Raw genomic sequence first — 23353 nt, 5'->3', positions numbered from 1 at the left:
CAATTTATCACTCAAATAGCTGATTATTCTATATGTAATGGCGATAATATGAATTTAGCTGTTTTAATAGCTAATAATTCAACTGTTCCAGGTGCTACATTTGAATGGATAGCTACATTTAATAACAATATTAATAGTTTAGGTTTATCAAGTACAGGTGGATTAGGTACAATAGATCAAGTACTTAATTTATTAGATCCAACACAACCAAGTTCATTAACTATTCAAGTTCGTCCTGTTTTAGGAACTTGTAAAGGTAATTTTCAAGATATTATAATAACGGTAAATACAAAACCAGAAATTCAGCGAGTAAATATAGCACCAGCTACAATTTGTAATAATGGTTCTACAGTGTTAACAATTGTTGCTTCACCTGTTGGAACAGTCTATGATTGGGTAGTTAGTAATGTAAATGGTGTTGTGCTTTCAAATGGTAGTACATCAGGTTCAAGTACTTCAAATGTAATTACTATGAATTTAGAGTTAATAGATGAAGAAATTGCAGGTCGTTTAACATTTACAATAACTCCAAGAAACGGGAATTGTATTGGGCTTCCATTTACAACTGGAATAATTAATGTGAATCCTATTCCAGGTGCTCCGTTTTTTAGTCCATTACCTCCAATTTGTAGTGGTGGCACAACAGCAGGATTGTTAGTTAATCCTTCGTTTCCTGTTCTTGCGGGTACTGAAATAGTTTGGGAAGTGGTACAAGAAGTAAATGTAACAGGAGCTTCAAACGGATTTGGAATAGCGCCAGCACCTATTTTACAAACGCTTACCAATACAACAAATAATCAAGGTTATGTTATATATAGTGTGAAATCTAGGCTGAATGGATGCGAAAGTAATGCTGTTAATATAACAGTATTTGTAAATCCAAAACCAAAACCAGATTTAACAGACGGTCATATTTGTGTTGATCCGGCAGGAAACACCTTCCAAAGTTATTTCTTAAGCACACAGTTGTCTAATGCTAATTTCAGATACAGATGGTTTAAGTTAAATACAGTTACTAACTTATATGAGGAGATTTTCGGAGAAACTAATTCAACTTATGAAGTAACTACAGAAGGTACTTATAAAGTTGAAGTTATAGATGTTACCTATACTACAAATTGTATAGAAACTGATATAGCAATTGTTAGTGAGGAAAATCCAGCTACAGCTCTTACGGCTACTGTGTCAGATGCATTTACCAATAATTCTACAATTACAGTTACTGTAAATCCGATTGGGTCATCTAGTTTGATTTATTCATTAGATGGTGGTGCTTGGCAAGATTCTAATGTGTTTACTGGAGTTGTAGCAGGTGAACATGAAATATTAGTCTCTGATTTGTATGGTTGTACTAATTTATCAATAAAAGTAATTGTAATTGATTACCCTAAATATTTTACTCCAAATGGAGATGGTATTCATGATACATGGAATATAATTGGATTAAATCAAACAGATGCTAAACTATACATCTTTGATAGATACGGTAAATTGATTAAACAAATAAGCACTGTTGATGGAAGTCCAGGCTGGGATGGAACTTATAATGGAGCACAAATGCCTTCAACAGATTATTGGTTCACACTTGATTATACAGAAAATGGTCAACAAAAAGTGTTTAAATCTCACTTCTCTTTAAAACGATAAGTGCATTTATAAAAACAAAAATGGCTGTCAATTTTGACAGCCATTTTTTTATATAATACCTTTTAAATAGAGATAATAATTAAGCAACCTTATTTTTAGAATCCATAATGGATTGAATAAATGTAATTTTAATTGATGTATTTAAAAACTACATTAAGTTATTTTAATAATTTGAAGAGTCAGAATTATAGTATAATTGGTTTGTATTGATTTGTTTAACTCTTTAGAAGTAATATTTAATCCTCTTTTTAAGAATATGTATTACAAGTTTTTAATAATATTATTTAAAAGGATTTCCAAATTCAGATAAATAGTATTTTGAAATAATTTCCATTCCGGAAGTGTTTTGATGATTAAAATTTCGATAAACAATTTGATTTTCTATTTCGATATTACAAGTTTTACTTTGACACATAATCGCATTTAAATCAATTATTTTTATAGAAGGAAATCTCTTTTTCAATTCGTAAACAATATAATCATTAGGTCTGTCATATTTTGGTAAACTAAAATCGGTCTCATTAAAAAAATAATTTCTTCCTGCTTTATATAATTTTGCTTTATGTAAATTGGATTCAGATGTAAATCGTAAACAATCAATAATATAAACATCTTTTTTCAATCGTATCAATTCACCAATTTTTTCAATGGTTTCATGATATGTTTTATTATCAGGTTTACTCCAAGGTTCATCCCAATTTGCAGCAATTACAATAGTTTTATGTTTTTTAGCAAAATCAAATCGGTCAATAGCATATTGTTTATCAAATAAAGCATTTCCGTTTTTATCGTGAATGGTAAATAATGGATAACCTCCAGCATTAGTATCATGTAGATATAAACCAGCATTTTTTGCTAAAATATCAACAAAAGCTGCGGAGTGATTTCCAAAAGAATCTCCAATTAAAACGCCATCAAGTGTGTCTTTTTTTATTCCTAAAAAACAATCTTCACAATTGCCAATTTGAAACGTATCAAAACATCTTTTTCTGACTTTATTTGGAAAATTTTCTTTTGGATTAAATTCTGTTAAGTTTGGAAATCGTTCTGGGAAACCATCTTTGCTATCAATTACGGCATATAATCCAACAACTATAATTAAAGCTGGTAGAAATAATTTTAGCATAGTGTTTTTAAAATCGAACTTTACTTTATATCTGAAAGGCAATTCGATATATTTCCATGATAAGTAAGAAATTACAAAGATTAATGCTAAAATCGTAATTCTGTTAAATCCTGTAAATGATGCTGAAAAATATTTTGTAAATATAATAAAAGGCCAATGCCATAAATAAAGGGAATAGGAAATTAATCCAATTTTTACAAACAACTTTGTGCTAAGTATTTGATTTATAATTCCTTTTTGTTCTGATTTTCCCGAAATAATTAAAAGTACTGTTCCTAAACAAGGAATTAAAGCATTATGCCCCGGAAAAATAGAATTTCCGTTCAATAAAAAGGCTGGCACCAATATCATTACAATTCCTAAAAGAGAAAATAAATGAGCAATTTTAGATGAAATTTGTTTTAAATTATCCCAATGAATGGCTAAAATGGCTCCAATTCCCAATTCGAAAAATCGGGCTGGTAACATGAAATAACTGAAATTTTTATCAGTATAAGCGTAATATTCTGAAACAATGAAAAACCCAATAAAAAACAAGTAAATTATTGGTTTTAAATATTTTGTGTTTAGAAACTTCACAAAAAGCAATAAAATTATCGGCCAAATAAAGTAAAACTGTTCTTCAATTGATAACGACCAAGTGTGTGTGAATGGATTAAATTCAGAATTTTCAGTAAAATAATTGGTCTGATTCGTGTATAAAAATATATTATTAGTTGAAATAAAACTATGTAATGCGGAACGACCTGCAGTTTCAAAATTATCAGCAAATAAAACATAGGAACTAATTCCTAAGGTGATAACTATCATGAAAAATAGTACCGGAAAAATTCTTCTAATTCGTCTTAGATAGAAGTTTTTAAATGTAAAAGTTTGGTTTAATAATTCGTTATAAATGGTATAAGTAATTAAATATCCTGAAATGACAAAGAAGACATCAACGCCAATAAAACCCCCAGAAAAAGCTTCAAAACCTGAATGAAATAAGATAACTAAAAGTACAGCTACAGCTCTTAAGCCATCTATATCTGGACGGTAATTTGAAATTTTGTGTTCCTTTGTATTCATTTTATTTTTCTAACCAATTTTTAAAATCCCAAAAATTTTGTGGTGCTACACCATGTCCTACAGGGTATTCTTTGTACTCAACTTGCAAATCTAATTTCTCTAAATAAGGTTGCGTTTTTCTAGCCCATTCTACTGGAATAACTTGGTCTTGAGAACCATGTGAAGCAAAAAAATCAATATGTTTGATTGTATTTACATCGAAACTTTCTGGTAAAATTTGTTCGTTTAAATAACCACTTAAAGCCACAACTTTATTAATTTTTTCAGGAAATGTAAACGCCATTCCATAACTTAAAATCGCACCTTGACTAAAACCAATTAAGGAAATATTTGATTTATCTAAAGGTAGTTTTTCTGAAATTTCATCAATAAAATTAGCAATTACTTGTAAAGATTCTTTGGCTTGTTCGTTGTTTGAAAACTTATTTTCATCGGCATCAAACGTAATTTCATACCAAGCGTGACCGTAAGGTTGTAAATCGTAAGGCGCACGAACTGAAATTACATAAACATCTTCTGGTAATTGAGGCGCAAAAGAAAATAAATCTTCTTCATTACTTCCATAACCGTGAAGCAAAATTAAAGCGCCGTTTTTTTCTTTAATTTCTGTAGGAGCTTTTACTATATATTCTAGACTCATATTTTTATAAATTTTTAAACCATTTTTGAAATTGTTCTCCTAAAACAGGAACCAATTTCATTTCGTTATTCATTAAACCAGCAAAACTAATTAACCAAAGTAAAGCGAAAAAAGCCCAATAAGCTGTTGATGCTATCCAACTATCTAAATACCCGATAAAATATCCACCCAAGTGAAAACACAAAAATAAACCTAGAGTTTGACGCGTATAAAAACTAACAAATCCGTTCTTTTTTTCGGTATTCATCATTAGTGCTACAATTGTTCCGATGATTGTAAAATGACTAATCATCGCATTTACTTTATGTTCTTCCATTAGATTTCAATTTTATTGTTTGTAATAATTCCGTATACTTTTCCTTTCATTTTCTTACCCATCATAATAGAATTTTTAGAAAAAGAAAGTATGTTTTCTTTGCCGAAAACCCATTCTTCATTTGGATTGAAAAGCGTAATATCTGCTTTGTTTCCTTCTGAAATTGTTGAATTTTCTATGTTGAAATACGATTTTTGAGCTGTGAATTTCTCCACAATCACTTCCGTTGGTAAAACCGTTTGTAAAGCACCAAAAGCACTTTCTAAACCAATCGAACCATAATCGGCTAAATCATATTCTAATTGTTTTTGTTCGATGTTAACCGGACAATGGTCAGAAGTTATGACAGAAATCACATTATTTAAAACGCCTTCAATCAAAGCTTTTCTGTCTGTTTCTGTACGAAGTGGTGGATAAATTTTCGTATTCGAATTGAAATCTACCAACTCTTCATCTGTTAAAACTAAGTTGTTCACCGAAACACCACACGTAATTTGTAAACCTTTCGCTTGAGCTTTCGCAATTAAATCTACAGAGTTTTTCGTAGTAATTGTCGGAATGTGTAATTTTCCATTGGTATATTCTAATAACGCGATGTTTCTTTCAATTTCCATTTCTTCCGCCATGGCTGGAATTCCTTTCAATCCTAATTTTGTAGAAACTATACCTTCGTTCACAAAACCTTTTCCTTTGATGTCTTTATTCATAGGTTGTACGAACAAAATGCCATCAAAGTTGTCAACATATTGAAACGCGATTTTCAATAAATTCGCATTGGTCATCGATTTTTTATAATCTCCAAAAGCAACCACTCCAGCATTTTTCATATCGAAAAGTTCTGCCAAATCGGTTCCTTCACTATTTTTGGTTAAACAACCTACAATGTGCAAGTTAGAAACACTATTTTGTGCTTTACTTTTTATAAATTGAAGTATCGCTTGATTGTCAATCGCAGGATTTGTGTTCGAATGTAAGAATACAGAAGTAAAACCACTTTTAGCTGCTACTTTTAATCCGTTTTCGATAGTTTCCGTAGTTTCAAAACCTGGTTCTCCAAAAACTACAGAAGTATCTAACCAACCTTGTGAAACGTGTAGATTGTCTTTTTCAATAACTTCAAAACCGTCTTTTACAGTTAGATTTTTTCCTATTTTAGAAATAATTCCATCCGTAATTTCAATATCAACTTGTTGTTTATGAAATGGATTTTGGTTTTCAAGTATCGTTGCGTTTTTTAGTAAAAGGTTCATTTTACAAATTTTTGGATTAGTAGTTCAAGTAATAAAAACAGTAGTGTTGCGATGATAAAATATTTCCAAACTTCATTGCTCGTTCTCGAAGAATGAATGTCAGAATAAAAGGTAGAAACCGAATTGACTTTGGTACAAGAATCAAAATATTCGGCGTTAATTTGTGATAAATCGCTTTCGTTTCGAGGATAATTGAAACTGATGTTTTTAAGAGATTCTTTGTCTTTTAAAACTTCGTAATTTCCTGAATTTTCTGGATAATTTCCGAAAGTTAGTTTAATTTTATTGTTCAAAATTTGTTGCATCGGAATGAAGCTGTTTTCAGCATTTGTCACACTTAAAACATTATCTTTTGCAATCGTTTCGTTAATAATCGTATAATTATTATTGCCTATTGTAAAGGCATTCAAACCCGTTTTATTATTGTTTTGCCCCATATTATAAAACGTTGGAACAATTAATGGTGAGTTTTGAAAGTTCGAATTATCCTTGTTAATCGACGTTGAAAAGAAAAATAAATTCCCTAATTTATTCGTGATATTTCCTAAGAAAACACTTTTATCTTCGTATTGTAAAACAGGTAAATTACTTCCATTTATAGTGAAAGTAGCATTCGTTTTTGGATATTGAAAATTGCTGACTTTCTTCTCGAAAACGTTAGTATATATAGGATGATTGAAACTGATTTGTGTAATTTGTTTCTCTTTTATGGCTTTTTCTGATAAAGAATTGTTGCTGAAATTTCTCAAAAATGAATTATAACTTTCCACTGAACTATTCACATCCGGAATGAAAATAATGTTTCCACCTTTGCTGTAATAATTTTTTAACGTGACCGATAAAGCATTCGGAATGTTTGGCAATTCATTTAAAATTATCGCATCTGCATTTTCAATTGAATTGTAATTTAAGGTGTTCAATTCTGTTGAAGTGTAATTGAATTCTTCTACGTTATAAATTCTTGATAAAAACTTGTTTTTGTCTGCATTTCCAACCGCAATTACATTTGATTTTTGTGGTTTCGAAATACTGAAATAAAACGTATTGTCGTAACTTAAACTGTTATCTTGAATCGAAACATAACCATGAAAATCCGTTTTCGGTATGGTAAATAAAATCTCTTTTTGAGGTTTTTCTTTAGAAATTAAGGCTTTTCCAACTAATTTTTTACCATTATACATTGAAATTGGCACATCGTTTTCAAAATCTCCGTACGATTTAATGCTGATTTTCAATTCGTAAAATTGATCTAAAACCTGACTAATTTGTACGTTTTCAATCGCAATATTATTGGTTTCATTCGCTTCAACGGTTTGATAATATAAAGAAGAGGCTTCACTTAAATTACTTTTCAATTCGTCTTTTAAACCAACTGCATCAGAAATGAATAAAATATCTTTCGGAACGCCTGGTTTTTTCGCTTCTATTCTAGTAATAATCGCCGCAGGATTAAATGGAGTAGAAGAGTAGTTTAAATTTTGTAATTCTTTTTGAATGTTACGAATGTTCGTGTCGTAGAAATTTTCTTCATTCGTAAGCACCGATAATTGTTGGTCTTCTGGTGTGTTTTCTAATAAATCCTGAATGGTTCTTTTCAATAATTCGCCGCTATTTCCTTTGGCTTGCATCGAAAAGGAATTATCGACAACTAAAATCAATTCGTTGTTCTTTTTATCGAAATCTTTGGCTTTAAAAAAAGGTTGTGCGAAGGCTAAAATTAAGGCCGCTAGTAATAATAAACGGGTTGTTAATAATAACCATTTCTTAATTGTAGAGCTTTTTCGAGTTTGAATTTCGAGTTCTTTCAGCAATTTAACGTTGGTGAATTCTTGTTTTTTAAATCGTCTCAATTGAAAAAGGTGTACCAAAATTGGTATAATCAATAGAAATAAAAAATATAGAATTTCTGGGTTTTTAAATTGCATTACTTAAAAAGGTTTTTCAAAAATACTAAAAATATCAACTTGTTGCAATTAGTTTTTAGTTTAATTTTCCGTCAGTTCGAGTGTTTTCGATGTGAATAGGAATTGTATAGAGAACATTGTAAAATTAAGATTAAAAGATTCTCGATACATTTTTTGTTTTTATTTCATAAACAAAAAATACTCGAATTGACGTTTTATGATTCTAAAAATTACTTTTTCTTTTCTTTTCGTCACGTTTTCTTTCAATTCCTCTGTTTCGAGAAGCGGTTTTTCTTGGAGTTCTTTTTCCTGGACCACCTAAATTAACCTTACTGTTTTTCTCAGATTTTTTCTCAAAAGCATCTCCACCTGTTTTTTTAACACGTTTCAAAAGCGTTTTTACTTTCTTCTGATCTTTCTCGAATTCTAAGCGTTGTTGTTCAATTTTTACGCCAGTTGGAATTTCGTGAATTTTAATTTCTGTTTGCATTAATAGTTCCACTTCCAATTGGAATTCGTCTTCTTTCGGACCAATAAAACTGATAGCAATTCCTTCTTTATCGGCACGACCGGTACGACCAATTCTGTGCATATATTGTTCTGGAATTTCAGGAAACTGCATGTTAATTACGTGCGTAATATCGGTAATATCCAAACCACGCGCCATAATATCTGTAGTTACTAAACCTCTAATTTCACCATTTTGGAAATTTTCCATCATGTTCAAACGGTAATTCTGCGTTTTATTCGAGTGCACCGTTCCAAACTGACCTGGGAAATCTTCTTCTAAATGTTCTAATAAGAAATCGGCCATTCTTTTACTGTTGACAAACAATAAAATTCGGCTATACGATTCATCTGCTAATAAATGTTTCAGTAAATTGACTTTTGTTAAAAAGTTCGGTACCACATAAGCACGTTGTTCAATTTGTTCCAACGGAGTTCCACTTGGTGCTAAAGAAACTTCTTCAGGAAATTCGAAAAATTCATCTAATAAATCATCCACTTCTTCCGTCATCGTTGCTGAAAACAAAATGTTTTGTCTTTTCGAACGCATCATTGATAAGATAGAAGTCAATTGCACTCGAAATCCTAAATTTAAGATTTCATCAAATTCATCGATAACTAATTTCTGTAAATCGTCGAAACGCAATACATTATCTAAAGCCAAATCCATGATTCTACCAGGTGTTCCCACCACGATATCAATACCAGAATAAATGTCTTTTTTTTGTGTATTTATATTCACACCACCATAAACCGCAAGCGAACGAACGCTCATGTATTTGGTTAGTTTTTCAATTTCTTCGTGTACTTGAACTACTAATTCACGAGTAGGTACTAAAATTAGCACTCTCGGAATATCTGTATGGACAAATCGCCATTGTTTTAAAATAGGTAACAAATAGGCAAACGTTTTACCCGTTCCTGTTTGTGCAATTCCCATGACATCTCTACCAGACATAACGATTGGGAAAGCTTTTGCTTGAATTGGAGTTGGAGTAGTGAAACCTAAATCGTCTATAGCTTTTTGTAGCGAAATTGGAAGATTAAGTTGTTCGAATGTAACCATTTGTGTAAAAATTTATGCAAAGATAGTCATTGAGACCTTGTGAAGCAATCTTTTAGGTGGTTAGTTGGTTTTGAAGTTTCAGGTTTAAAGTTTCAAGTTTAAAATTTGTTGCTAAAATTGTAGTTGAATTTTATTTTCGAAAACGTACTTTTGCCTTTTTACTTTTCACTTGGCTCTTATAAGAATGAAACACGAAATTATCATCACGCAAGACGGCTCATCGTCCATATATATTCCAGAATTAGATGAAACCTATCATTCTAAATTTGGTGCGATTCAAGAAGCGAAACACGTTTTTATAAAGAATGGATTAGATTTATTTGAAGATAGTTCCGAAATTTCCATTTTAGAAATTGGTTTTGGAACCGGTTTGAATGCTTTAATTACGATGTTAGAAGCCGAAAAACGAAATTTGAAAATCAATTATATTGGAGTAGAAGCGTACCCAATTGCTTTGGATGAAATTGCTCAGTTGAATTATGTAGCACAATTAGAAGCATTAGATAAACAAGCTGATTTTGAAAAAATGCATAAGGCAAATTGGGAAGAAGAAATTCAGATAAATTCAAATTTCACTTTGACTAAAAGAAAACAATTTTTTAGCGATATTACAGATAAAAATACCTTCGATTTAATTTATTTTGATGCGTTCGGGTTTACCGTTCAACCGGAATTATGGAACGAAGTTATTTTTGAAATTATGTACAAATCGTTAAAAAATAGAGGAATATTAACCACTTACGCTTGTAGAACGTCTATAAAAAACGCGATGCAACATGCTGGTTTTCAAACTTTAAAATTACCTGGAGCACCTGGAAAGCGAGAAATGTTAAGAGCTTTGAAAAATTGGTAAAACTTTAACTAAAAATTTAAGTACAAAAAAGACTTTATATTGTTTTAATTAGTAAATTTACAATAATGAGTTAACAGTTGTTCAACTTAAAAAAGTATAATAATGGGGAGACAAATTTTAATGTATACCAAATCTATTTTAGAACGTGTAAGTTTTGATGTAGTACTATTTTGTAAGGAGCTTGAAAAAGCAACAAGGGTTTTATTACCCTTTGAATTAGATGAACTAAGAGAATGGTTACTTAGTTACACAGAAGAAAAACCAGAATTAAGGCAGTGCATAATTTATATAGATAACTAAAAAAGAAAAATCCCATTTTGATTCATTAAAATGGGATTTTTTTTGAGTATTATTCTTATAAATTTTCTTTTTCTCCATCAAGCCAGCGTTCCATCATAACTCTTTCAGAAGGTAATTGGTGCGTGCCACCTGCTAAAATGTCTAAAAATTTATCCCAAAGATTTTTCTCTTCCTTAAATTCATTTTTAAAATTCACAAGTGCTTTATAATAGTCGTTTTGATATTCCACAGCTTCCTGATAGCTAAAATCTAATGGAATTTTATCTACAATAATTTTAGTAATACTATTTAATTCTTCTGGTGTGTAGCGTTCAATCATTTGCAATAAAACCCGGCATGATTCCACATGTTTTACCAATTTCTCCATTATTGAGCTTTGAATTTTAACAAATTCTTCCTCCCATTGTGAATGAACAGCTTCAGGTAATAATTGGAATCCAATATCAGCAGTTTTTTTTGAATTTTCTTTCAAATCAATAAGATGTAAAGACAATTTTTTCCATAATTCAGGATATACTTCCTTTGCTTTTTGTTCGATATTTTCTTTAGCTGAAGTAAGCGTGTTATTAATGCTTGTTATGGCTGTAGTTACTTTTTGTAAAACACCATTCCATTGTGCTGCAATTTCTGGTGATGTAGAAGTTTCAATAAGCAATGCGCCTTTATTGTTCAGTTCTTGTAAAATGTTTTCAATATGTAATAATTCCGTATAGTCTATTTCTAAAGTTGCTTTAAAATTTTTTATAGATAATAAGGCTCTTAGTCCAGGATTATGACTTTTATTGATGTTTTTCAATTCCGTTTTTTCTTCAGTTATAGCTTTAACTATAATTTCGTTTTCTTTTTTTGCTTCCATCATTTTTAGATTTAAAGGATGATTTGGTTAAGAATCTGCAAACTCAGACACTAATGCTTTGATGTGTTTGCGGTCCGCTTTTAATAATTTTTTCTGAGCGATAATCATATTTTGATATTCAGAATTTAAATACTCTAAATCATCTACAAGGGCAGTTTTATAAGTTTGTTTTGCTTGCTCTTCTCCGAATTTGCAAGAGTTTAAAATTGCCTTTCTATCTTTACCTGTAAGCGCTGCTTTCACATCCATCCATACTCGGAAAAATTTCCCTGAAACCATCGTGCCTTCAGCTACTTCTCCACCTAACTTGTTTACTTCTTCAACCAGTTCTCTTTTGCATTTTTCACTGGTTAAAATGAATCCTGCAAATAAAGATTTTAGTTCCAATTCTTCTGTTTCTTCTGATGCGGTTTTATATCCTTCAATTCTGTCGTTGTTGATGGTAATTAGTGAATTAAGTACATCAATTGTTTTCTCATTTTTCATTTTATCTGTTTTATTTAATTATTATTTATTGTAATAATGTAAAAGTATCACTGTCTGTGAATTAAAGTTTTACATAATTATTTCAAATTGTTTCCTGATTCCTACATAAGGGTTTGAATCATGTTAAATTCCCAAAAGAAGTGAGAATAGAAGTAGGGTTGTTTGGTTTTTTGTTGAAATTGGGAGGGAAGAAATATAAAAGCAGTTGATGAAATTCTTAGTGACACAGTAAAAAGTCTCAGTGCAATTACTAAATCGGTTTCGTTTGGTGCGTAACTTAGTTATGATCTAAAACAGATGTTAGACCTCATAAATGTTGTGTTTTTTGGTCGTAAAATAGTTTACTTTTTTAAATTGCTTATAGATTTGATTATTAATAAGTTAGATATAAAAACAATACTTTTAAATAGTTTGGTTCATTTCTCATTTTAAGTAATTAAAAGAGTACCTTTAAGAATCGTAAACAATTAAAATGTACAAATAAGTATCTTATAGACAATGAGTTAAAAATAATTTGAAAATAGCAAGTCATTTCATAGAAATTCAAAGTTGGTAGTTTAAATATGTTATCCACAAGATTAACGTCTAACCTAAATGAGTGAAAAAATGACAATAAAATTAAAAATCCGCAATGTAAATCACAACAATTACGCCCGTAGTTTGATTGAAGCCAGTTTAGATCCACTAGTAACTATCAGTCCGGAAGGAAAGATAACTGATGTGAACGAGGCATCAGTAAAAGTTACAGGTATTCCACGCGAAAAGCTAATTGATACCGACTTCTCCAATTATTTTACAGATCCAAAAAAAGCCCAGGAGGGTTATCTTCAGGTTTTTGAAAAAGGTTTTGTATCAGATTATCCATTGACCATAAAACACAAAAATGGGAATTTAACAGATGTACTTTACAATGCTTCCGTTTATAAAGACGATAAAGGAAATGTGCTTGGTGTTTTTGCAGCAGCACGTGATGTTACGGAACAAGTATGGGCAATTGAGTTAAGAAAGGTTAATAAAGAACTTGCTTTTCAAAACAAAGAGAAAGAAAAACAAGCAGAGGAGTTAATCATTGCCAACAAAATGGAGAGAAAACAAGTACTTGCACTGGCACTACAAACCAAAGATTTAAAACAAATAAATGAAAAGTTAAAGGATAAAGAACAACAATTAAGCAATCAATTTAATGCTATTAATAATTCGAATGCTATAATAGAATTCGATTTAAATGGAATTATTTTAGGTCTTAATGAGAATTTTTCAAAGATGTTGGGTTATTCAGAAAAAGAAATTGTGGGAAAACACCATAGTATTTTTATTATGAAGGATTATGTTGCTTCAAAAGAGTACCACCAATTCTGGGAAAATTTAAAAAACGGTGAATTTATACAAGGTGAGTTTAAGAGAATTGACAAAAACGGAAAAACGGTTTGGTTACAAAGTAGCTACAATCCCATTTTAGATGCATCTGGCAAACCTTTCAAAATATTAAAGTTTGCAACAGATATTTCACTCGTTAGAAAACAAATGCTTGAACTGGCCAAACAAACAAAAGAGATAGAAATACGGGCAGAAGAGTTAAGTCTTGCCAACGAGGAACGCCGGGAAACCAATGAGTATTTGGAGAGTTTGATCGATTCTGCAAATGCTCCAATTATTGTATGGGACAAGAATTATAAAATCACACGGTTCAACAAAGCTTTCGAAAACATTACTGGGAGAGCTGAAAAAGATGTTTTTGGCGAAACTTTGGAAATTCTCTTTCCACTTACTTCTGTCGAAAATTCAATGGATCTTATTAAGAAAACACTTGAGGGTGAGCAGATGAAGGTTGAAGAAATCAATATTGCTCACATCGATGGTTCTGAAAGAATAATTCTATGGAATTCAGCAAATATAATGTCTTCGGATGGAAAAATACTGATTGCCACTATCGCTCAAGGTAATGATATCACGCAGAGAAAACAAGCCGAAGAAGAAATCACAAAAATGAATAAAAATTTAGAGCAGCGAGTTATCGAACGAACTTCTCAGCTTGAATCTGCAAATAATGAATTGGAGGCATTTAGCTACTCTGTTTCTCACGATTTACGCGCTCCACTAAGACATATTTGTGGTTTTGTGGATTTACTAATTAAAAATAATTCAGTTCAGCTCAATGATAGTGGCATAAGGTATTTGAACATTATTTCAGAATCTACTAGCGAAATGGGGAATCTGATTGATGCCTTATTAACATTTTCAAGATTGGGAAGGTCTGATTTGCAAGGAACCAAAATTAATACCAAAAAAATAGTCAACCATGTATTAAAATCTTTTACCATTGAATTGGAAGGAAGAAATGTTGAGATAAAAATAGCAGAACTACCAGATTCATGGGGCGATGAAAATTTACTCAATCAGGTATGGATAAATTTAATTTCTAATGCGCTGAAATATTCACGTAATCTTGATAAATCCTGCATTGAAATTGGAGGTAAAATGGAGAGTAATAAAGCTATGTTTTACGTAAAAGATAATGGTGTAGGATTTGACATGAAGTATGCAGATAAACTATTTGGCGTTTTTCAGCGTCTGCATAAAGCCAAAGATTTTGAAGGAATTGGCATTGGCCTGGCCAATGTGAACAGAATTGTTATGCGGCATGGCGGAAATTGCTGGGCGGAGAGTGAAGTTGGCAAAGGCGCCACATTTTTCTTTAGTATTCCAATAAAGAACAGTTAATAAACAAAAATCAGGAAACGAATCTTGATGGATAAAGGCATCACACAAACGTCAAAATATAAAAATAAATTAGGTACACATGAAAACAGAAATAAAACGAATTCTTATTGTAGACGATAGTCCCAAAGATGTAGAACTTGCTATCGCAGCTCTTTCTGAAAATAATATGGCCAACGAAATTATTGTTGCTGAAGACGGTGAAGAGGCTTTGGATTACCTTTATAAACGTGGTAAATTCATTGATGAACATGGCTTTCCAGCAGTAATTCTCTTAGATATAAAAATGCCTAAAATGAACGGAATTGAAGTGCTTAGGCACATTCGCAATGATTCCAAATTTAAGTTAATCCCTGTAATTATGGTCACCTCTTCTCGAGAGGAAAAAGATCTGGTTGAGAGTTATAAATTAGGTGCTAATTCCTATGTGGTAAAGCCCGTTGATTTTAACCAGTTCATGGAAGCTATAAAAATTTTGGGCCAATATTGGGCGATTGTGAATCAACCGCCTCCAATTATTTTATAATTAATTCTATTTGCAAGACAACTTTTAAAAATTTCAAAATGGATCGTAATATAAAAATACTGCACCTAGAAGATTCTGAAAATGATTCTGAGTTAATACACGCAATTATTCAAAGTAGCGGTATTGAAAATGATTATTATTTGGTAGAAAATAAAGATGATTTTATTCATTTTTTAAAGACCAAAAAGATCGATATTATCCTGTCTGATTATAGTATGCCTGGTTATCAAGGAAGTGAGGCCTTAAAAATTGCAAGCCAAAACCATAGTCACATTCCTTTTGTTTTTGTTTCAGGAACTATTGGCGAAGATAGGGCTATTGATGCAATGGTAAACGGCGCAACTGATTATGTCCTTAAAAGCAAACTTGAGCGTCTGATCCCTGCAATTAAAAGAGCCTTAAAGGAATATGAGTTGGAAGCAAAGCGAAAAAAAGATGAATTAGAACTAAAAGAAAAAAATGCGCTCATTGAAGCCCAAAATGAAGAAAAAGAAAAACGAGCTAATGAATTATTAATAGCAAACAAGGAGCTTACTTTTCAAAATAAGGAAAAAGAAAAACGAGCAGCAGAATTGGTTATTGCGAACAAAGAACTTGCTTTTCAAAATGAGGAAAAAGAAAAACGAGCAGCAGAGTTGGTTATTGCCAACAAAGAACTTGCTTTTCAAAATGAAGAAAAAGAAAAACGAGCTAATGAATTATTAATAGCCAACAAAGAGCTTACTTTTCAAAACAAGGAAAAAGAAAAACGAGCAGCAGAGTTGGTTATTGCCAACAAAGAACTTGCTTTTCAAAATGAAGAAAAAGAAAAACGTGCAGCAGAGTTGGTTATTGCCAAAGAACGTGCTGAAGAAAGTGATCGTTTAAAATCAGCATTTTTAGCGAATATGAGTCACGAAATTCGAACGCCTATGAATGGCATTTTAGGGTTTGCAGAATTATTAAAAGGCCCTGGATTGACCATTGAAGAACAGCAAGAGTATATTGAGATAATTGAGAAAAGTGGCAAACGCATGCTAAATATAATCAACGATATTGTTGATCTTTCAAAGATAGAATCTGGTTTAATGAAAATGAATATCAAAGATTCGAATATAAACGAGCAAGTAGAATATATTTATACTTTTTTCAAACCAGAAGTTGAAGCCAAAGGAATGCAACTTTTCTTCAAAAACGCATTACCAGCAAACGAAGCTATCATTACTACTGACCGTGAAAAAATGTTTTCAATTCTTTCAAACCTTATTAAAAACGCAATTAAATATTCGAACAAAGGTTCTATAGAAATGGGATATGTTTTAAAAGCGAAAACGGAATCCTCCATTCAGAATAGCAACAAAGAATTGGAATTTTATGTAAAAGATACGGGTATTGGGATTCCAAAAGATAGGCAGAAAGCTATTTTTGAGCGTTTTGTCCAAGCGGATATCGAAGACATTCATGCAAAGCAAGGTGCGGGTCTTGGATTGTCAATTACTAAAGCATATATAGAAATGCTTGGCGGGAAAATATGGTTAGAAAGTAAAGAAGGAAAAGGAAGTACTTTTTACTTTACCATTCCCTACGACAATAAATTAGAAGAAAAATTAGTTGCTAAAAACGTTGTCTTTGACAATGAAATTCTAGTTCCTCTAAAAAAGATTAAAATTCTGATTGCAGAAGACGACCAAATATCAAAACTGTATATTAATAAAGCCGTCCAGCCTTTTGGTAAAGAAATTTTAAATGTAGATAATGGTGCTGATGCAGTTGAAGCTTGCCATAATAATAAAGACATTGATTTAGTGTTGATGGATATTAAAATGCCTATTATGGATGGATACGAAGCCTCGCAAAATATTCGTCAATTTAACAAAGAAGTGGTCATTATTGCTCAAACAGCTTACGGATTAAATGGGGATAGAGAAAAATCTTTGGATGCCGGATTCAATGATTATATAAGAAAACCAGTAAACAAAACGGAATTAGAATCACTATTACAAAAGTACTTCCATAATTAACTCAAAAGTTACCTCATTAAATTTCTTCTGTAGCTTTTGTTAGAAAGAAGTGACAAATTAGCCTTGATGTTTTTATTGGATTAGGTTCTATGTTAGCTCTTTAATTTATAACGGTCCAGTGCTTGGTCAGGTGGCGAACTTTACAAACAATTATTTTCTATCAAAGATGAAATTTCTTGCGAAATGTAAACGGGTATTTACTACGAAATTCGAAATCATGTAAAACGTCTGTTAAATGCCGTTTTTTTTATCAATGTATTTTTCCTTAAATAAATAGTTTGGTTTTAGGTAAACAAAATTGTTTTGGAAGTCTAAAAATATGTTAAACCTTTTTAAAACTTCATTACCCAAAATGTGTATGTTTTTATTTTTTAATGGTTTGTTTCCTGTTGTTTGTTGTATAGGAATGTTTTTTAACTTATACTTTCCAATTTTTAATGCTTTTAAATTTGATGTAATTACAGGAATTTCATTTCCTTGTGCTCCTTTCATTATCACTTTTTTTATAAACTTCATTTTTTCGATTGGAAATTTCCCTTGTTTTAGCAAATCGTTATCTAACATAACGGTTCTTTGATAACCGGTATCAAACAAAAATAAATCCTTATTGGATATGCCATTTTCTTTAATTTCACTTTCAATCAAAAAAAGTTCTTCATAAAATTTTATGGCAAGTTTTGTAAATTTTGAATTTCCCTCTATGTTTACTGGTAAAATTGAATGAATAATTAATAGTTTTTTATCATAATTTATTTCAACAACTTTATCTTTAAAAATATCCCAACCAAACCTTCCGTCTGTTCCGTGTCCTGTTAATTCGGCATCATAAACTTTAGTTTTGTATATGGTATTTCCAATTTTCAAATTGTATGAAGTTGTATAAAGTTTTGGAGCAGATTTAAGTTTATTCTTTACTACATCATTTATTAAAATTAACTCCGTTGTTCCGGTATCAAAGTTAAGATTTAGAGTGTCTTTTTCATTGAAAATGGCCTTTATAATAATTGTATTTTGATCGTTTATTGTTAGAGGAATACTGTCGCTAACGATTGATTTTTGAGCAAAAGCATTTAAATATAAAAGTATAAAACAAAGTAATAATCCTTTTTTCATTTTTGTATTATTTATGTTCTAGTTCTACAGCTTTTTTAAACATAGGGTCTTTTTGCAATAAGAAGTTTTTCCCAAATATATCTTCATTAGTTGTAGTGCGTTCGTGTAAAAAATCAATAGGATAGGTTACAAAATGTTCGACTTGATTTTGAAAAATATCAGCAACAGTTTTGCAATCTGTAAAATCAATTTGAGGTTCTAGTCTAAAAATAACTTTGCTATAGGGTAAGCAAAATACAGAAGTAATGTTTTGCATACCGCCTAATAAATTTGGCATTTCACCAATGCTAATTAACTTCTTACTTTTATAAGCTAAACTTGATAAGTTACTTGTTGAAGAAAAAATAAATCGATCTTGTAATACATAAATATTTCCTTCAAAAGGTAAAATTTCTTTTTCTGGATAGAAAAAACTATAATTTGGGATGATATTGTAAAACATTTTAAGATTTTTCAGTTTTGGTCCATCCTTTATTAAACTCAAGCCATAAGCAGCTATAGAATCCTTATTCATATCATAATATTTAAAATTTAAAGGGCTCAATATACGTCCGACAGTCAGGTTTGTTTTTATGGTATCTTTCAATATTTTCCCTAAAAATTTACCGTAAGTATTATCACTACCTCCTCCATTTCCTCGAACGTCTAAAACAATTGATTTTACAGGAAATTTTTTTATTACGGTTTCAAAATGTTTGGTTAAAGTATCTCCAAACTTTTCATCCATTGTAGGGATTTTGCCATAAAAGATTTGTTCTTTCTCAAAGTAATGAGTAATTACCGGAACTTTATTAGTATTATATCCAAAATTATTTTTTTTCTCTTCAAGAAAAGTAACTGTTTCATCTTTAGTAATATATATTGTTTTTTTTACTTGATTATTGTCAATAAAAGCTAATTTTAATTGATTGTTTTTATATATTTCACCTACAGTATAAAAATTTTCGTGATATACTTTTCTATTGGCTCTATCCCATCTTAATGGAGAAATTAATTCTTCCATATTCTTAACAAATTGATGAATTTCTTTATTATTACAACTTATTAATTTCATTGCTGCTGGATAGTTTTTCCCTTTATATGAAAATGGTAAAAGATTATAATACTCTCCATTTATATAAACAAGTTCTAATTTCGACTTGGTATAAAATCTTTCTTTAATAAATTTTTCGAACTTATAACTATGTGGAAAATCAAGTGTATCTAAACCAGATGCATAACCTTGTGGAATCCAAACTTTTTTTACAATATCTAACAGGGAAGTGCTTAATCTATTACTGTGTCCGTCTTGTGCAGCATTTATAGTTTTTTCTATCAAAAGGAGGTATTCCTCCATAGTGGTTTTTGAAGTTATTTTCTTTTTAATCTTTTTAGCGTGTTTGTTAAAGTCAATATTCCTTACTTCCTTATTGAATTGAACAATTGGACTTACTTGATTTATATAAGACACTAAAGAATCGTAATCAACCAACATTTCAGAATTTGTGAGTTGAGCAGTACCTTCAAGATATTTAACGGGTTTATTACTGTTTTGAGCTTTTCCATTTGAAAAACACAAAAGTGTTACAATTACTGATATTAGTTTTACATAAATTTTCATTTCTTTACTTTTTTTTGTTAAGGTCAAAAGTAAAATTTCTAAGACTATAAAAATTGTAAAAATCTGCCAAGTATTTTGAGGTTTATTCCAAATTCCAAATTAGCATATTATCAACCAGACAACCGGTTTGTTTAAATTGTGACGGAGTACTATTTGTGTATTTTTTAAATGTTTTAATAAAATGAGATTGATCAGTAAAATTTAATAAAAATGCGATTTCTATTAACGGAATATCTTTTAGAATTAGAGGCATAGCTTCTCTAACTTTTTGAATTTGTAAATATTCTTTTGGTGTCGTTTGTAATTGATTAACAAAATATCTATGTGTAGAACGATAACTTTTGCATAGTAAATCATTTAGTTCCTCGATTTGATTTGCTTTTAGTGTTTTGTTGAATAACAAACTATTAGAAAACATTTCGTCATGTAAAAGAGAAATAAAAAAACTTTCAATTTCGTTTTGAATAATTTCCAAAGAATTATTACTAAAAACAATTTCAAACAAAGGACTCCAGTTTTTGTTTTCACTCAGCACATTGTTTTTGAAAATAGTTTGTGAAAAATTCACTCCAAAAATGGCCTCCAAACCCATTGGATTAAAGTTTATGCATAATTCTTGATAAGGTTGTTTTGTGTTAATCTTTATTGGTTGTTTGTAGATGCCTGTTAAATAACTACTATTTTTTGTTGATGGCAAAATGTGATATTCGTTTTTATTTACTTCCATCATTTCACCTCCTTTGATTATGCTTAGGCAATGATTTGTATTTGGATAGCATAACTGAGTTATGATCTCATCATCATTTTTTGTAATAAATAGAAAATATTGAATAACTTCTTTTAATAAAGAGTTTTTAGGGTAAATTATCTTTGTTTTCATTTTATTCAATTAATCATAAACTATTTATTTTGTATAAAAATCAGTGAACTTTTATAGTGTGATACAGTGTGTTAAAATGGTTGTCAAAGCTTTAGGGATTGACTGTTTTACGAATTTACTAACCAATTATTTTCTATCAAAGATAAAATTTCTTGCGAGAAATAAACGTGAATTTACTATAAAATTCGCAATCTTGCCAAACGCCTGTTGTGCGTTCGTATTTCTAATCAAAACGCTTTATCAAAAGATTTTCCGTTAAATTTATAAACTCCACCTTCTGCCATTCCAAAAAGTAAATTGTTGCTGTTGTCCTTATATATTGACCAAATCATTGGGGTCGAAAGTTTGTTATTGATAGTGTAGTGTATTACATTTTTGCCATCATATTTCCAAGCTCCTGTATCTCTATCACCAAACCAAATATTACCTTCTGAGTCTTCTTCAATTGCAAAAACGTGTTCCATTGTCCCAGTTGGTGATAGATTTCCATTTTTACTACTATTCTTTTGAATGAGTCCGTTTATCTCTGAAAAATGTATTGTTTTATCCTGCTCCATTAGTAAAACTCCAATACCATTATTCCCTATCCAAATTCGTCCTTTGGAATCTGCTAATACACTTCTTATGTGCAAATTCTCATTGGCTTTAAGTTTTAATTTTTCATGTTCAAAAATAGTTGTCATTTTGCCATCATAACTAAATAATGCAGCATATGTGGATATCCAAAGGTTACCATTTTTATCTTTAGATAAATCCGTTACCCCGAATGAATTCTCAACATTTTTAATTTTGGGTTTTGGAAAAATTAAGTAGTTCATCTTTTTTCCATCAAAACGATTTACTCCATCTTTTTCGCCTGCATTGAACCATAAATCGCCACTAGTTTTATTCCATTCTAATGCTGGGTTATTTGTTTGAGTTGTATAAGTAGTAAACTTTTTTCCATCATAACTATTCACCCCATTTGCAGTTCCAAGCCAAATAGTTCCGTTTTTATCTTCTTCTATTGAACGTATTTGATTGTCTAGTAACCCATTAGTGTTGTTGAAATATTGAAATATTTTTCCATCATAATAGCTTACTCCTTCATTATGACTTCCAAGCCAATAATTGCCTTTACTGTCTTGAAAGATAGCACGAATTGCAGAAGTGAATTTTAAGGTCTCGCTTTTTGAAGCTCTTACAATTTCAGATTTTTTAATTTCTTTTTCGGTTGCTTTCTTTTCAACACAAGAAAAGTTCAGAAATAATAAAAAAATTAGATATATTATTCTAAATAATTTGTCCATTCAGGTCGGCGGATTCAAGACCTTAACGCAACAAGGTCAGTTAATATTGTTCTAATCAAAATTAGTATTTTCTTTTCATTTTGTCTAATTTCAGAATAACTTTTTTGGTCTTTTTAATTGACCAAAAGTTATTTCCGAAATAGGCTTGATTTATGCTATATAGTTAGTGATTTCTTGATTCATTTTTTCTTGAGGTGTTTTGTACCCTAAAACCTTTCTAGGTCTATTGTTTAGAGTTAATTCAGCATGTTTTAGTTGTTTGTTTGTTATGGTGTTAAAATCAGTTCCTTTAGGGAAAAAACGCCTAATTAAACCGTTCGTGTTTTCGTTAGTTCCACGTTCCCAGGAAGAATAAGGATTAGCAAAATATATATCCATTCCAGTGTTATTTGATAGCCATTTGTGATTTGCCATTTCCATTCCGTTGTCGTAAGTCATTGATTTTACAGTGTATTTGGGTAGTGTTTTCAAGTGTTTTGCAAATTGTTGTGTCACGGTTTCGGATTTTCTATTTTCTAATTTAATAATGAAAACATATCTTGTTTTTCTTTCTACAATTGTTCCGATGGCACTTTTTTGTCCTACACCAATCATTAGATCTCCTTCCCAATGTCCAACTTCGTTTCGTAACTCAACACTGTTGGGTCTTTGGCTAATATTTACTTGGTCTTTGATTCGTATTTTGTTTTTTCCACCTTTTCTATTGTATCTTCTTTTGGAATGATGATAGGGTAGAAGTTGTATGAGTTTTTTGCCTAATCTTGACTGTCTATGTTTATAAATATGCTGATAAATTGCTTCATGAGAGATTGTCATAATACTATTGTTAGGATAATCAATTTTAATTCTTCCAGCAATTTGTTCTGGCGAAAAACCACATAATAAGCCTCTGTAAACAAATAGTTTAAGTTTTTTATGAGTATTTATTTTATCAAGATTTCTTTTGTTTAAATACTCTTCTTTTGCAAAGAAATCTGCTAAAGTTGCATTGTATTTATCGGTTGGTTTGTGCATCCAACTATTTATTTCTCGAGTAATAGTAGAACGATTTCTATTTAGATGCTTTGCAATATAACTTTTAGACTTATTTTCATAGAGTAAAGTCTCAATAATAATGCGTTCATTTAGTGTAAGTCGTTTGTGCTTTTTTTCCATAATTCAACAAAGATAAAAATTATCATTTGTTGCATTAAGTTATTGAATTCTCC

General features: G+C 30.5%; 19 protein-coding genes. 6 read left to right on the top strand and 13 right to left on the bottom strand.

Annotated elements, in window-relative coordinates; genetic code table 11:
- On the top strand, positions 1–1647 hold a 1647-nt coding region (locus UEQ13_RS00685), incomplete at its 5' end, for a T9SS type B sorting domain-containing protein (RefSeq protein ID WP_329804433.1).
- 280 nt (positions 1648–1927) lie between these two features.
- Here UEQ13_RS00685 and UEQ13_RS00680 read toward each other — a convergent pair.
- The 6 genes from UEQ13_RS00680 to UEQ13_RS00655 form a co-directional block, all read right to left on the bottom strand.
- Positions 1928–3841, bottom strand: coding sequence for an acyltransferase family protein (locus UEQ13_RS00680; RefSeq protein WP_329804432.1), 1914 nt, complete (start codon positions 3839–3841; stop codon positions 1928–1930).
- 1 nt (position 3842) lies between these two features.
- Positions 3843–4481 carry an alpha/beta hydrolase gene (locus UEQ13_RS00675; protein ID WP_329804431.1) on the bottom strand — a complete coding sequence of 213 codons (639 nt, stop codon included), beginning with the start codon at positions 4479–4481 and terminating at the stop codon, positions 3843–3845.
- A gap of 4 nt (positions 4482–4485) precedes the next feature.
- Positions 4486–4797: a hypothetical protein gene (locus UEQ13_RS00670; RefSeq protein ID WP_329804430.1), complete on the bottom strand. Its 312-nt coding sequence runs from the start codon at positions 4795–4797 to the stop codon at positions 4486–4488.
- Complete coding sequence (locus UEQ13_RS00665; RefSeq protein WP_329804429.1) at positions 4797–6047, bottom strand: dihydroorotase; 1251 nt, start codon at positions 6045–6047, stop codon at positions 4797–4799. Before UEQ13_RS00665 ends, UEQ13_RS00670 begins: the two co-directional genes overlap by 1 nt.
- Complete coding sequence (locus UEQ13_RS00660; RefSeq protein ID WP_329804428.1) at positions 6044–7972, bottom strand: BatA domain-containing protein; 1929 nt, start codon at positions 7970–7972, stop codon at positions 6044–6046. Before UEQ13_RS00660 ends, UEQ13_RS00665 begins: the two co-directional genes overlap by 4 nt.
- A 202-nt stretch (positions 7973–8174) precedes the next feature.
- Positions 8175–9524, bottom strand: coding sequence for a DEAD/DEAH box helicase (locus UEQ13_RS00655; RefSeq protein ID WP_329804427.1), 1350 nt, complete (start codon positions 9522–9524; stop codon positions 8175–8177).
- Positions 9525–9708: 184 nt separating this feature from the next.
- Here UEQ13_RS00655 and mnmD point away from each other — a divergent pair, with 184 nt between their 5' ends.
- Together mnmD and UEQ13_RS00645 are read left to right on the top strand one after the other, a co-directional pair.
- On the top strand, positions 9709–10377 hold the full coding sequence (gene mnmD, locus UEQ13_RS00650; RefSeq protein WP_329804426.1) for a tRNA (5-methylaminomethyl-2-thiouridine)(34)-methyltransferase MnmD: 669 nt from the start codon (positions 9709–9711) through the stop codon (positions 10375–10377).
- 102 nt (positions 10378–10479) lie between these two features.
- Positions 10480–10677 (top strand): hypothetical protein, encoded by a 198-nt coding sequence (locus tag UEQ13_RS00645; protein WP_329804425.1) that lies wholly within the window; start codon positions 10480–10482, stop codon positions 10675–10677.
- 55 nt (positions 10678–10732) lie between these two features.
- On the opposite strand, the gene UEQ13_RS00640 is transcribed toward UEQ13_RS00645, so the two are convergent.
- Together UEQ13_RS00640 and UEQ13_RS00635 are read right to left on the bottom strand one after the other, a co-directional pair.
- Positions 10733–11536, bottom strand: coding sequence for a hypothetical protein (locus UEQ13_RS00640; RefSeq protein ID WP_329804424.1), 804 nt, complete (start codon positions 11534–11536; stop codon positions 10733–10735).
- Positions 11537–11560: 24 nt separating this feature from the next.
- Positions 11561–12019: a ferritin-like domain-containing protein gene (locus UEQ13_RS00635; protein ID WP_329804423.1), complete on the bottom strand. Its 459-nt coding sequence runs from the start codon at positions 12017–12019 to the stop codon at positions 11561–11563.
- Positions 12020–12625: 606 nt separating this feature from the next.
- Between UEQ13_RS00635 and UEQ13_RS00630 the strand changes: the two genes are divergently transcribed.
- From UEQ13_RS00630 to UEQ13_RS00620, 3 genes are all read left to right on the top strand, one after another.
- Positions 12626–14740: a PAS domain-containing sensor histidine kinase gene (locus tag UEQ13_RS00630; RefSeq protein WP_329804422.1), complete on the top strand. Its 2115-nt coding sequence runs from the start codon at positions 12626–12628 to the stop codon at positions 14738–14740.
- Positions 14741–14819: 79 nt separating this feature from the next.
- Positions 14820–15263 carry a response regulator gene (locus tag UEQ13_RS00625; RefSeq protein ID WP_329804421.1) on the top strand — a complete coding sequence of 148 codons (444 nt, stop codon included), beginning with the start codon at positions 14820–14822 and terminating at the stop codon, positions 15261–15263.
- Positions 15264–15301: 38 nt separating this feature from the next.
- Entirely contained in the window at positions 15302–17263 is a 1962-nt protein-coding gene (locus UEQ13_RS00620; RefSeq protein WP_329804420.1) for a response regulator, read from the top strand.
- A gap of 231 nt (positions 17264–17494) precedes the next feature.
- Here UEQ13_RS00620 and UEQ13_RS00615 read toward each other — a convergent pair whose 3' ends face one another.
- From UEQ13_RS00615 to UEQ13_RS00595, 5 genes are all read right to left on the bottom strand, one after another.
- On the bottom strand, positions 17495–18376 hold the full coding sequence (locus tag UEQ13_RS00615; RefSeq protein WP_329804419.1) for a pepsin/retropepsin-like aspartic protease family protein: 882 nt from the start codon (positions 18374–18376) through the stop codon (positions 17495–17497).
- 7 nt (positions 18377–18383) lie between these two features.
- Positions 18384–19976: a S41 family peptidase gene (locus tag UEQ13_RS00610; RefSeq protein WP_329804418.1), complete on the bottom strand. Its 1593-nt coding sequence runs from the start codon at positions 19974–19976 to the stop codon at positions 18384–18386.
- A gap of 82 nt (positions 19977–20058) precedes the next feature.
- Positions 20059–20856, bottom strand: coding sequence for a helix-turn-helix domain-containing protein (locus tag UEQ13_RS00605; protein ID WP_329804417.1), 798 nt, complete (start codon positions 20854–20856; stop codon positions 20059–20061).
- A 227-nt stretch (positions 20857–21083) separates the two neighbouring features.
- On the bottom strand, positions 21084–22145 hold the full coding sequence (locus UEQ13_RS00600) for a ligand-binding sensor domain-containing protein (RefSeq protein WP_329804416.1): 1062 nt from the start codon (positions 22143–22145) through the stop codon (positions 21084–21086).
- 150 nt (positions 22146–22295) lie between these two features.
- Positions 22296–23300 carry an IS30 family transposase gene (locus UEQ13_RS00595; RefSeq protein WP_329804339.1) on the bottom strand — a complete coding sequence of 335 codons (1005 nt, stop codon included), beginning with the start codon at positions 23298–23300 and terminating at the stop codon, positions 22296–22298.
- Positions 23301–23353: the final 53 nt, after the last annotated feature.

The organism is Flavobacterium facile (genome assembly GCF_036321945.1).
GTDB classification, from domain to species: Bacteria; Bacteroidota; Bacteroidia; order Flavobacteriales; family Flavobacteriaceae; genus Flavobacterium; species Flavobacterium facile.
The sequence above is the reverse complement of the archived record's forward strand: the minus strand, read 5'-3'. Positions and strand labels throughout refer to the sequence as shown.